We start from the raw sequence: 12315 nt of genomic DNA, 5'->3' as shown, positions 1-12315 counted from the left end.
TTCTAATGCAACATTTTAGCTGTGTCAGTCCACTACAATACCTAATTTCGTTCAAAAATCAAATAGTAATCCTATAGTACAAGACGAGGCAAATAAACCACCCTTATGGAATATCTAAAATCCTTATGTACTGCTAATTACGAATTACGAATTACGAATTACGAATTACGAATTATATTACTAGGTAACTTAGTTCCGCACCTTTTACAAAACCCAGCATCTACATCATGGAAAGCTAAACCACAGCCCGAACAAACTGTTTCTACCTGATTAGCAGTTTTCACTACTCGCTTAATTAAATCTCCCACTTGCCAAGGAATCAGCGCAATTCCGGTAAAAATCATCAATACTGTTAGCAAACGCCCTGATTCAGAAATTGGAACAACATCGCCAAATCCCACAGTTGTCATAGTAACAACAGAGAAATAAAATGCATCCAAAAATGTACCGTAATTCTCAGGATTAACCGAATGTTCTACTTGATAAATTAAACCAGAATAAATAAAAACAATTGCAAATAATGTAAATAGTATTCGCGCAAAAATCATTCCATCTTCGGTACTGATAGTGGCGAATAAAAATTTTCTATCGATAAATCTAATTAGTCGTAAAATCCGAAACCATCGCAGTAGACGGATAAAGCTAATATCTACCATTCCTAGAAAGAATGGCAAAATCGCTATTAAGTCAATAATCGAATAAAAACTAAAAATATACTTAATTTTGTTTTCCGCACTCCACAAACGGAGTGAATATTCCACCGCAAAAATGATTGCGATCGCAGTATCGACTAAATGCAATTGGAACCGCATATAATCAGGAAGATTATAAGTTTCTGCTACAAAAATTCCTGATGACAGTAATACCAAAGCGGCAAGAGTTAAATTGATCGCTTTACCTATTGGTGTTTCCAGGTCTTTTAAGTAAAATTCTGTTTCTTGCCTGTTCAGTAACATATTCGATCATTAATTAATCTTAATTCCCAAGTTATAACATTAGAAATACGATATTATTAATTATTATCTTTATGTTAACATCAGCTTATATGAACCCAGAATATTTTATGCATTTAGCTTTGGCAGAAGCAAAAAAAGGAGATGCACCTTATGGTGCTGTGATTGTTAAAGATAACGAAGTCGTTGCCGTAGCACATAATACTGTGACAAGGGACAACGATCCATCAGCCCATGCAGAAATCAACGTCATTCGTAGTTTAACAGCTAAACTTAAAAACCTTTCCTTAGAAGGTTATAGCATATATACAACTGGCGAACCTTGCCCCATGTGTGCAACCGCTTGTGTTTGGAGTGGTTTATCAGAAATTGTATATGGTGCTTCAATTCAAGATTTAATCTCGATAAATCAATCACAAATTAATATATCTTGCGAAGAAGTAATTGCGAAGTCATTTAGGAATATTAAAGTTACTAAAGGCATTTTAAAAAATGAATGTTTAGACTTATTTAAATAAGTTACGAATTACGAATTACGAATTATTTAACTTGGCTCATTCAAATAGGATAAATATGTGTTTGCCCAAATCGCTGCTTGAGTGCGATCGCGCAAATTTAACCTGTTCAAAATATTTGTAACATGATTTTTTACCGTCCCCTCAGAAATGTAGAGTTGTTGAGCAATTTCTCGGTTACTAGCGCCTGTAGCAATTAATCGCAAAACCTCTTTTTCTCTAGGAGTAAGTTCAGTTAAATTAGATGGTACAGGTGGTGACTGGGTTGGCGTAGGATTAGAAAATTGAGTTAATAGTTTTCTAACTATACCTGGGCCTAATTGAGTATATCCTTTATAAACAGCACGAATTGCAACAGCTAATTCTTCTGATGGTGTATCTTTTAATAAATAACCCATTGCCCCATTTTGCAACGCTGCTGATACATATTCATCATCATCAAAAGTTGTCAGGACTAAAATTTTAGTTTTTGGAAAACGTTTTTGAATTTCTCGCGTTGCTGCGACTCCATCCATAATAGGCATTCTGATATCTAGCAATACGACATCCGGGTGAAATTCAGTGACTAAATTAATCGCCTGTTCACCGTTTTCAGCTTCTCCCACTATCTCTAAATCTGATTCTAATTCTAATAACGCTCTTAATCCTTGACGAATTAAACCTTGGTCATCTACCAACAACACTTTAATCATTATCTCAACCTCAGTAACGGAATATTAACTATAATTTTGCATCCAGAACTGGGAGCGCTATTAATATTAAACTCGCCTCCTAGTGCTAAAGTGCGATCGCGCATACTATGAAGTCCAAAACCAGTAGTATTTTGACTTAAATCAAAACCTCTACCATTATCCTGAATTATCAATCGTAAATTTCCTCTTGTCATAGTGAGTTCTAATTTAACCTCCGTTGCACCTGCATATTTAGTTATATTTGTCAAAGATTCTTGAGTAATCCGGTAAATTGCAGTGTTAATGTCAGGTGGTAGAGAATATTCCAGGTTAGTTTGATAAATCGGTAAAATGCCATTAGAGCGATGAAAGTTTTCTAAAAGACTAGCGATCGCACCATCTAAAGATTGCTCTTGTAAGGGATTAGAACGCATAGTAGAAACCGATTGACGGACATCTTTTAGCGCTTTTGAACCTAATTCCTTTGCAGTTGCTAGAAAGGTTTCAGCTTTACCTGGGTTAGATTGCCATAGTTTTAAAGCCGTTTCTAATTGCAGATTTAAAGCAGTGAGAGAATGTCCTAATGAATCATGAATTTCACGAGCAATGCGGTTACGTTCTTCTAAGGTAGCTTGATTTTCAATTCGCATAGCATATTCGCGGAGTTTTTCATTAGCGATCGCTAGTTTTTCTCGACTGTGCCGTTCAGATAATACTGCATTCATCATCAACAACACAAAAACCAAACTTAAGCCAAACACCAGCGACCAATTTAAGCTAAGAAATCGAAAGCGATCTTGTGCCTGTGGGGAAGCTTGAAAACTGAATAATTGGTATTTTAATTGTGTAGTCAATAGAAATAAGGCAAAGGATAGACTTGTAACAAATAAACGTCCAGGTAAGTTAAATATTAGGCAACTACGAGTAACTAAAATTATGTAAAGGAAAGGGAAAAGTCGAGCAAATCTTTCACCAAAAAGTCCAGTTGTTAAAATTAACAAGATTTCAATAGCTGTGTATATTATTTTAGCTTTTTTGCTCTTAATAGGTAAGACTAACCCCATCAATGCAAAAACAATCAGACTATAAATTGACAGTTCTGGCAATAGATTGCAAATTGATAAGTCTGGAAATGTACCACAAATTGATAGTTCTGGAGGTTTGGGACGAAATCGCCGTAATGGAGGTGGTATAACTGCTATCAATGCAGTGATAGCTAGTAGTATCCACTCCAGATAAAGTAGAGAGGGAAAAGGATGTTTGTTAATTTTTAATTGACTATTGATCATTCATTTTTCTCCAGTTGTGAATGAGTTAGGAGTTAAGAACTTTTGGGTGGATACTTACCTGGTATACAATTTTTGATAACTGAGAAATTAATAGTAAATACAGGTGTTAAAAACATTATGCAATAAGCTAAACAAGGATTTATAAATCAATCATTATAAAAATCTCCATTCTCCATCATTTGTAACTTCCAACTCGTAACTCTTAACTCCTAGCTCCTAACTATTTATTGTTAATCAAAATTGTCAAAATTCAATCATGACTTTAGTCATGGGTAGAAGCATGACTTTCTCCTCATGTAACTGCTAAAGATAAGCTCTTATGATGGTGACAACCAACCAGGAAAAACTCCCAAGTAAGTAATGAAACTCAAAGCATTATCCCTAGTCGCTGGAGCGATCGCTCTAACTTTAAGTGCAACTTCCTTTGCTGTTACTGCCCAAACAGCCTCTCCTTCACCTTTGTTGCTGGCACAAACTCCACAAAAAGAAAGGGGCCCTTGGAAGGAATTAAATCTAACAGATGCCCAAAAAAGCCAAATTCAGACAATTCGCCGCGATAGCCGCACCAAATTTGAAGCAGTTTTGACTCCAGAACAAAAGGCAAAATTAGAAGCAGCAAAACAAGCGCGTCGGGCTGAGTGGCAAGCGCGTAAGGCTCAGGGGCAAACAGGTCAAGGTCAACGGCAAGCCGGCCAACGTCAACGCAAAGGTAATTTTGCTGAGTTAAATCTGACTGAAGCACAAAAAACCCAAATGCGGCAAATCCGGGAATCTGAGAAACAACAGATTCAAGCAGTTTTAACCCCGGAACAACGCCAAAAATTAGAGCAATTCCGTCAAAATGCTCCTTCACGCCGTCAGCAAGGCAATCCTCAATAATAATTTTTCAAAAATAATAATTGTGGGGTGGGCAACACTGCCCATCTCATTGTTGAATATATGATGCAACCATTTACCGCTTCTCCAAATCCCACTCCTTGCGTACAACAGGTTTTAGATTTAATTGATCGCATCGCTGTAGCACAAGGGCGAGATGTTCCCCAAATTGTGGAAATAGAGAAATTGCGTTTACTCCCTACTGACACTTTTGGCGGAACTTGGGCAAATTTCCTCAATGAACACAATTTACAACCTTTTACTACCGGTAGCCGCCGTAAACAACTTCATGATGGGATTCACGTCCTTACAGGTTATGGTACTGACTTTATTGGCGAAGCAGAAGTACAAGCATTTTTATTAGGAACCAAATTTAGCATAACTAACTTCATGCTGGGGTTAGGGCTATTGCGAGTTATTCATAAAAATCTAAATTCTCAACAACAATTTAGCTGGGATAAACTCTGGCAAGCATATCAACGCGGTTGTCATTCTCAACTCGATCCAGATACTTGGCAACCAGAATTACTATGGCACTTACCCTTGACTGATGTTCAGTCCCTATTTTCCATAGTCAAAAATTAACAGACTTCTTGCAGAAGATGCGGAAAGGGGAAAACTTCATCCCCTTTCCCTTTCCCTATTTTAATACTTACGCATTGACCGAAGAGGCAGGGAGCAGGCAGGGCTGCTTTGCTCCACAAGATGGAGGAGTTTGTCAATATCATGAGAGATAAATCTTTGGTTATTTCTTTGTATTCTTAGCAATCCATTAAAGAGAGTATTGATAACAACTCATTTAGGATTGCTATATGAGAATTTTTGAAATTCAGCAGATTGAAAGACTATTTGCGGTGCTTTGCTGTAGTTTTTGTGACTACTGAATAATGGATTAATTCTATTAAATATCCGTTTGTGTAGGGATGTGTAAGCGTGCGGTGCATTGATTTGATGTATATCAATTTGTATGCGGTAGATAAACTGCGATCGCCCTCTATTTTCTAAAAATATGTCCTGCTATAGATTGTATTTTTTGTAGTATACATTAATACTTTTAGGTTGAATCATCGCTACTTACACTCACACTTGGTTTTGCAGGTTAAGCAACATGGATGTAGATGAGTTTAACCAACAGGTAGAGAAATTGCGTTCAAGGGTACAGGAAATATGGCAACGCACTGCAACTGAGCCGAACTCACAACAAGAGCTAATAGTGGCAGCTTTCGATGAACTCCAAATGGCATTGGAAGAATTATTGGCTGCTTCAGAGGAGCTAGAGTTAACAAGAGCGGCAGCAGAGAGAGAGTGTCAACGTTACCAAGAATTGCTAAATTTTGCGCCGGATGCTTATTTGGTAACTGATACCGCAGGGAAGATCCTGGAGGCTAACCATGCAGCAGCAACCATGTTCTCTGTACCCCAAAAATATCTAGTAGGTAAACCATTAATTCTGTTTATTGCTCAACAAGATCGTCGGCTCTTTAGTTCCCGAATAAATAATTTGCAGCAGCTAACTAAGTGGGTAATTGACCTCAAACCACGGTTTAGTAAACCCTTTCCTGCTAGTATCAGGGCATCTCCAGTGTATGACTCACAACAAAAGTTGAGGGGCTGGCGTTGGTTGCTGTGTAATATCAGTGAAGTTAAACAAGCTGAAAAACAAATCCTAAAACGTACAGAAGAACTAGCGAAAGCAAATCAAAAATTGCTCAGTGAAATTACAGAGCGTAAGCGAGCCAAGTCACAACTGCTGCACCTCGCATTTCACGATGTACTAACGGGACTCCCAAACCGCGCTTTATTTATGAACCGCTTAAAATATGCGGTCGATTATGCCAAACGGCATCCAGATTATTTATTTGCTGTCTTGTTTATAGACCTAGATCGCTTCAAGTTGATCAACGATAGTCTCGGACACACATTTGGAGATCAATTACTAGTAACTGTTGCTCAAAGGCTTCAAGAATGCTTGCGCTCTATAGATATAGCTGCACGGCTGGGAGGAGACGAGTTTACCATCTTGCTGGTGGGAATTAAAGATGTAGTAGAGGTGTTAGCCGTCGTTGAGCGAATACAAAATAAATTGGCAATTCCGGTGGTTATAGGGGAGCAAGAAATTTTTACTACAGCAAGTATTGGCATTGTTTTAAGCACAACAGGTTCTAAAGAACCAGAAGACTTTTTGCGTGATGCCGATATTGCCATGTACCGAGCTAAGACAAAAGGTAGGGCGTGCTATGAAATTTTTAGCACAGATATGCATCTTCAATCAATAGCACGCTTGGAGTTAGTTAACGATCTGCGCCGCGCCATTGAGCTTCAAGAATTTAGAATTTATTATCAACCCATAGTGTCACTTAGTCGTGGTAAAATTACTGGTTTTGAAGCGCTTGTTCGTTGGCTACATCCGAAACACGGCATTGTTTTGCCAGAGTATTTCATGTCAACTGCCCAAGAAACTGGGCTAATTATCCTTATTGAGCAGTGGGCTTTGCATAAGGCATGTAGTCAGATACAGCAGTGGCAAAACTTTGGGTGTATGGATCTGGATGAGTCTCCTTTGACCATCAGTGTCAATCTTTGTAGTACTAGGTTCAGTGAAGAAAAGTTGCTGCCGCACATCAATAAAGTTCTACAAGACACTGGACTCCCCGCATCAAGTTTGACACTGGAGATTACAGAAAGCGTAATTATGGAAAATAACGATAAAGCTATCATCAGGCTAAAGGAACTGAGAAATTTAGGAGTTCAGTTAGCAATTGACGACTTCGGTACGGGCTATTCCTCATTGGGCCGTCTCCACAGCTTTCCAATTAATCAATTAAAGATAGACCGCTCTTTTGTTAGTGGAGACATTATTGATAATAGAAGTTTGGATATTGTTGAGACAATTATTACATTGGCACACAAATTAGGGGTACATGTGACCGCTGAAGGGATAGAGACAGAGGAGCAACTAGCAGTGTTGAGAAAGTTGAACTGTGAATATGGACAGGGATATTTTTTCTCTCATCCATTAGATAGCTTTGAGGCGGCGGAATTAATTATTGCAAATCCTCAGTGGTGATGAGTCAAGAACACGTTAAGAAATTTTTTCACCAGATTTACTGTTATTTTTACTGCAATGGTTATGCGATGGGCAGGGGAGTAGGGAGCAGGGAGCAGGGGAGAAAAACCACGCCACTTGCGGTTGTTGCTCTCAACCAACCCAGAATTGGAGCAAGGGGGCTTTTGCCCACAATTCAGCTTGGTTTGTACCTTTTCCCCAGCAAGAACTGCCTCTTATAAAAAACCCTACATCCGCGTGTGACAGCGATTGTAGGGCTAGTGTGTAATGAGATGTCGCATTCTGAAATCTTTTAAATTCTATAGAAGGATTTGAAACGGATTAAACAACTGCGGGGGGATATCCGGCTAATACTGGGGTTATAGTTTATTGAATTTGCTGATTGTTAGCTATTTGATTAAAAAAATCGCTAATCGAATGCTGATAGCATTCGATTAGTTTTTTTGGGGAGATGTCATTATAGAAATATATGACGACATCTCTTAGAAACCAACTAACAAAAAGCATTTTGCCCGTTAATTAACTTTAGTTTTTCCTTACCTTAGAACCTTTCCCGCTCAAAAATTTTTGATTTCTCGGTAAGAAAATTTTATTAACGCCGTCTGCTGCCAAAACCACTTGAGCGACGGGGGGCTGTACTACGTCCACTGCCAAAACCACTGCCAGAATTCCGTCTGGTAGTGCTGGAATTACCAGAGGGTCGCAAGCTACTACCACCAAAACCAGAACCAGAAGGACGGTTATTACCTGTAGTGCTACGGGGTGTATTGCGTATATTTGAATTTCCAGGATATGACCTTCTAATTGTCCCTGTATTGCGGAATGCAGTTCGATTTGTCACGGCTGCGGGTGGGGCATTATACCGACTTTGGTAGTTTTGAACTGCTTGGCCATAGCTTCCGCCGTATCCACCGAAGCCGCTTAATCCTTGTCCTGATTGATAGACAGGGGGTACATAATACTGAGGTCTAAACAACATACTACCAATTGCCTGTCCTGCCAAGCTACCAGCTACAGACCCAGCAAAGGGTGCCCAAAAGTTATTTTCTCGACGGACTACAACCGTCTCTTGTTGTCCGGTTTGGGGATTGGTTTTATTCTCGGTAACGTTGTGGACGTACTCAATTTTAAAATCTTCCGTCAGATATAAAATTGGTTGTCCTTTATCTACCTTCAGATAGCTCTTTTTGCCTTGCTTGATTTCATCATCAGTTAAGCGTGCCATTTGCAAATTTTCGGTTGCAAAGGTTGGGGGATTATTGTTAAGTAAAAACAAGCTATACTCGCCAGTTGCATCGTCATAAGTAGCTTGTTGGATTTTATACTCTCCGTCACTCAGCTTGGTGTTAGTAGAGCTTTGGCTAACGTTTTTAGCAGGAGGAGTAGTTTCATTTCCCCCACCACAAGCGACAGTGGTAACACACAAACTCAGAGCTAAAAAAACGGCTGTAAATTTACGTACTATGGTCATGATCATTGGATTATTGTCCTATCTCTGAGCTTAACAATTTCTCGATGTGAGTAGTAAGTACGGACTACCCAACACATTATAAAGGAATCAATTCTGGGTAATATTGCAATAGTTGATCGCTAGTTAGTTCATCGCCCAACTGTGCTGGTGAAAAATGCACTTGAATTGCCTTTAATCTATGTTTATAATGCAAATTTATCAATGCTTTCAATCCTTCTTTGAGTGCCTGAACGTTAGAAAGATCGGTTTCTAACTCTGGAACTTCTCCTTCATAAGCTACTGTAATCATCACAATGACGTTGCGGGTAACAGGTATAGATAAAGGTTCATTCAATCCAGGTTCAGAACTATAATTTGGTTCACTGAGATATCTTTCGGCTGAGTCGGTAAATAATTCGTTCACATAATCTCCCGCCTCACCTTCAGTCCAAAATACGTCACCTTCGTTGGCCGCAGAAAGCCAATATTCATCGTATTGCAGCAGGGTTTGGCTAATTTCTACCAATCCTTCTCCCAAAACTTCTAAGTCGCCATCAGCATCGATCGCATCTCGCCCAGCACTATTTAATACTCCCAAAATTGGCGCTACTTCACCTCCCCCTAAGTGCAGAAATAGGCGAAAAACTACATAACGAGTTCGACCGGTCACTTTATTAAATATATCGCGCATTTTTGTCCTCCATAATTTCGATTTTTGTCATTTGTCATTTGTCATTTGTCATTGGTCATTTGTCATTGGTCATTTATCATTGGTCTAATAACTAATACCCAATTCCCAATTCCCATTTCTAATGACTAATATAATGAAATCCTTTAACAAAATCTATAACCATATTTAACGAAGGCAATATATCATAATTTATTGACTCATTAGATATATCATCATAAATTGAAGCATTGAGAGCAGAGCGATTAATAAATCTTTTCCCAAAGTTGGGATGCTCATGGATAATCAACGTGTGGGCGCTAGAGTTTGTTAAAACTATTTGAGTTGGGGCTTTACAAAAATTTAACTTCGCAGCTACTTCAATATTTTTTTTCATCTGTTTAATTGTTGTAGCCTGACTCATGGCTTGCTCTAAAAGAATATTTAATTGCTTCACCATTAGAGGTGATTTTAGGGATTTTAAATTTTGGTTTGCAATAATTTCAGTGTTAATCATTTCCACTACGCTAGAAATATTCTTTTGACTAGATATTGCATCTAGAAAGGGAAGAATCACTATGTAAGCTGTGGAAAATAAGGCTTCGTCGCTATCTACATAAAATGTGAAAATAGTTCGACGACGACCACTTTCTATGCTTGGGGGTTGTTTTAGTTTCCGGTATTCCTGAGCAATTTGATAATAAGCACCTGCGATCGCAAAATTGGCTTCGTGTTCTAAGGCTGCATCAACAATAATGCGGATTGTTGGCGGTGTTTCGTTAAAAAAGTCTCGTGCGTCTTCAGAATGGAAGTTTTGAATAATGGAGCGATCGCCGGCTGGACTAAGATCGACCCATTCACAAATCATGCCTTCGGTTTTTAAACCAAACCTGGAAGTAGCATAAAGCTTGGCTCCAGTTAATGTTGCTCCTGTTAAATCAGCACCAATCCATTCCGCCCTCATTAATTTTGCCTGAGTTAAATCGGCGTGGATGAAAATTGTGTTCGTTAAATTAGCATTGGTTAAATCTGCGCCAATTAAAGTAGCCCCGCTCAATTTTGCGCCGCTCAAATCTGCCCACCGGAGGTTCGCGCCGCTCAAATCTACCCACCGGAGATTTGCGCCGCTCAAATCTGCTCCGCTCAAGTTAGCATGGCTGAGATTTGCTTGTCTGAGTTCGGTATCTCGCAAATTTGCACCACTCAAATCGCAACGACTGAGGTCACTAGCGTTTAAGTTAGCCATCTCTAAATTTGCTCCTGTTAAAGAAGCGCCTTTTAAGACAGTCTCGCTCAAGTTGGCGTGGCGGAGATTCGCTTGGCGGAGTGTTGCTTCTCGCAAATCAGCACTGGTGAGATCGGCTTCCGACAAGTCGGCGCGACTGAGATCGGCTCGAATTAACTCGGCGCGAATCAACAAGGCTTTTCTAAGTTGAGCGCGACCTAGATCGGCTCGAATCAAATTAGCCACGTTGAGACTAGCGTTATTCAAGATGGCGTTGGATAGATTTGCACCACTGAGTCTTGCTACATTCAGCTTGGCATTGCTCAAGTTAGCTTCGCTCAGATTTGCACCACTGAGGTTAACTATACTCAAATTAGCATCTCTAAGATTTACGCCACTGAGTTTGACCCCACTCAGATTAGCTTCTGAGAGGTCAACACCACTAAAGTTTAAGACTCCTGCTGCGTATTGTTCCAGTAATTCCTCTACAGTCATTAATGCTACCCCTTGGATGCCAACTTTAATAGTTGGTAAAGTCATAAAAACGGAATGTCAAAATCAAAAATGAATATTGGGATTTTAGGACTGGGACTGATCGGCGGATCTTTAGGTTTTGATTTGCGATCGCAAGGACATCATATCTTAGGAGTCAGTCGCCGTGAATCTACCTGTGAAAAGGCAGTTGCGATCGGCAGTGTTGATGAAGCATCAGTGGATCTGAGCCTATTAGCCGCCGCAGAGGTTGTATTTATTTGTACACCTCTAGCGCTTATTGTGCCCCAATTGAAGGAGACGATCGCTCATTTGTCTACCGCTACCGTTGTGACCGACGTGGGTTCAGCGAAAGCACAGATAGTCAAGGCAATTTCTCCCCTTTGGGATAATTTTATCGGCGGTCATCCAATGGCGGGAAGAACAGATAGTGGCATAGAAGCTGCACAACGGAATTTATTTGTTGATAAACCTTATGTATTAACACCGATAGATACAACACCAACTAGTGCAATTGCGGTTGTAGAAGAAATAGTGCGATCGCTTGGGGCTAATATCTATTATTGTCAACCAGAGCAACATGACCGCGCTGTTAGTTGGATTTCCCATTTACCTGTAATGGTGAGTTCTTCGTTGATTGCGGCTTGTTTGAGTGAAACTGACCCCGATGTTTTGGAATTAGCCCAAAACTTAGCTAGTTCAGGTTTTCGGGATACCAGCCGTGTAGGTGGTGGGAATCCAGAGTTGGGCGTGATGATGGCGCGGTATAATCGTCAAGCATTGCTGCGATCGCTCCAACAGTATCGTCACAATCTCGATGAGTTGACGAACTTAATTGAACAAGAAAACTGGGAAGTTTTAGAGCAAAAACTGAAATCAACAGGTAAGGCACGACCTGATTTTGTTGATTAGAATTCAGAAATCAGGAGTCAGAATTCAGAATTAATTTTGATCAAAAAAAGTAGATAAATAAACTGGTTGAAAGTCCCCACTAAATATGTATATTTAGTAGTCACGGAAAACTTGGAAAGTTTTTTCTTAATTCTGACTTCTGTTAGTGGTAGCAGAGCGGTTAGCCCATTCTGACTCCTGAATTCTGACTCCTGAATT

The 12315-nt window shown here is 39.6% G+C and carries 11 protein-coding genes; 5 read left to right on the top strand and 6 right to left on the bottom strand.

Annotated elements, in window-relative coordinates:
- Window positions 1–158: 158 nt before the first annotated feature.
- Entirely contained in the window at window positions 159–956 is a 798-nt protein-coding gene (locus tag RMZ41_RS27145; RefSeq protein WP_322644930.1) for an ion transporter, read from the bottom strand.
- 89 nt (window positions 957–1045) lie between these two features.
- On the opposite strand from RMZ41_RS27145, the gene RMZ41_RS27140 reads away from it, so the two are divergent.
- Window positions 1046–1471 carry a nucleoside deaminase gene (locus RMZ41_RS27140; protein WP_322644939.1) on the top strand — a complete coding sequence of 142 codons (426 nt, stop codon included), beginning with the start codon at window positions 1046–1048 and terminating at the stop codon, window positions 1469–1471.
- Between the two features lie 26 nt (window positions 1472–1497).
- On the opposite strand, the gene RMZ41_RS27135 is transcribed toward RMZ41_RS27140, so the two are convergent.
- Together RMZ41_RS27135 and RMZ41_RS27130 are read right to left on the bottom strand one after the other, a co-directional pair.
- Window positions 1498–2160 (bottom strand): response regulator transcription factor, encoded by a 663-nt coding sequence (locus tag RMZ41_RS27135; RefSeq protein WP_322644929.1) that lies wholly within the window; start codon window positions 2158–2160, stop codon window positions 1498–1500.
- Entirely contained in the window at window positions 2160–3425 is a 1266-nt protein-coding gene (locus RMZ41_RS27130) for a sensor histidine kinase (protein ID WP_322644938.1), read from the bottom strand. Before RMZ41_RS27130 ends, RMZ41_RS27135 begins: the two co-directional genes overlap by 1 nt.
- A gap of 363 nt (window positions 3426–3788) precedes the next feature.
- Here RMZ41_RS27130 and RMZ41_RS27125 point away from each other — a divergent pair, with 363 nt between their 5' ends.
- The 3 genes from RMZ41_RS27125 (at window position 3789) to RMZ41_RS27115 (ending at window position 7371) form a co-directional block, all read left to right on the top strand.
- Window positions 3789–4307, top strand: coding sequence for a P pilus assembly/Cpx signaling pathway, periplasmic inhibitor/zinc-resistance associated protein (locus RMZ41_RS27125; RefSeq protein WP_322644928.1), 519 nt, complete (start codon window positions 3789–3791; stop codon window positions 4305–4307).
- A gap of 60 nt (window positions 4308–4367) precedes the next feature.
- On the top strand, window positions 4368–4889 hold the full coding sequence (locus RMZ41_RS27120) for a Coq4 family protein (protein WP_322644927.1): 522 nt from the start codon (window positions 4368–4370) through the stop codon (window positions 4887–4889).
- A 523-nt stretch (window positions 4890–5412) separates the two neighbouring features.
- A complete protein-coding gene (locus tag RMZ41_RS27115; protein ID WP_322644926.1) occupies window positions 5413–7371 on the top strand; it encodes an EAL domain-containing protein in 1959 nt (652 codons plus the stop codon).
- A 592-nt stretch (window positions 7372–7963) separates the two neighbouring features.
- Here the strand turns inward: RMZ41_RS27115 and RMZ41_RS27110 are convergent.
- From RMZ41_RS27110 to RMZ41_RS27100, 3 genes are all read right to left on the bottom strand, one after another.
- The gene (locus RMZ41_RS27110) at window positions 7964–8848 is read right to left on the bottom strand and encodes a hypothetical protein (protein WP_322644925.1); all 885 of its coding nucleotides are present in this window, start codon (window positions 8846–8848) and stop codon (window positions 7964–7966) included.
- A 70-nt stretch (window positions 8849–8918) separates the two neighbouring features.
- On the bottom strand, window positions 8919–9512 hold the full coding sequence (locus RMZ41_RS27105; protein ID WP_322644924.1) for a DUF1517 domain-containing protein: 594 nt from the start codon (window positions 9510–9512) through the stop codon (window positions 8919–8921).
- Between the two features lie 118 nt (window positions 9513–9630).
- A complete protein-coding gene (locus RMZ41_RS27100) occupies window positions 9631–11208 on the bottom strand; it encodes a pentapeptide repeat-containing protein (protein ID WP_322644937.1) in 1578 nt (525 codons plus the stop codon).
- 69 nt (window positions 11209–11277) lie between these two features.
- Between RMZ41_RS27100 and RMZ41_RS27095 the strand changes: the two genes are divergently transcribed.
- Entirely contained in the window at window positions 11278–12117 is an 840-nt protein-coding gene (locus tag RMZ41_RS27095; protein ID WP_322644936.1) for a prephenate/arogenate dehydrogenase, read from the top strand.
- The last annotated feature ends 198 nt before the right edge of the window (window positions 12118–12315 follow it).

Origin of the sequence: Nostoc sp. DedVER02, from assembly GCF_034530675.2 — a bacterium.
Taxonomy (GTDB): domain Bacteria; phylum Cyanobacteriota; class Cyanobacteriia; order Cyanobacteriales; family Nostocaceae; genus Nostoc.
Note: the sequence above shows the minus strand (reverse complement) of the source record. Positions and strands in the feature narration are given on the sequence as shown.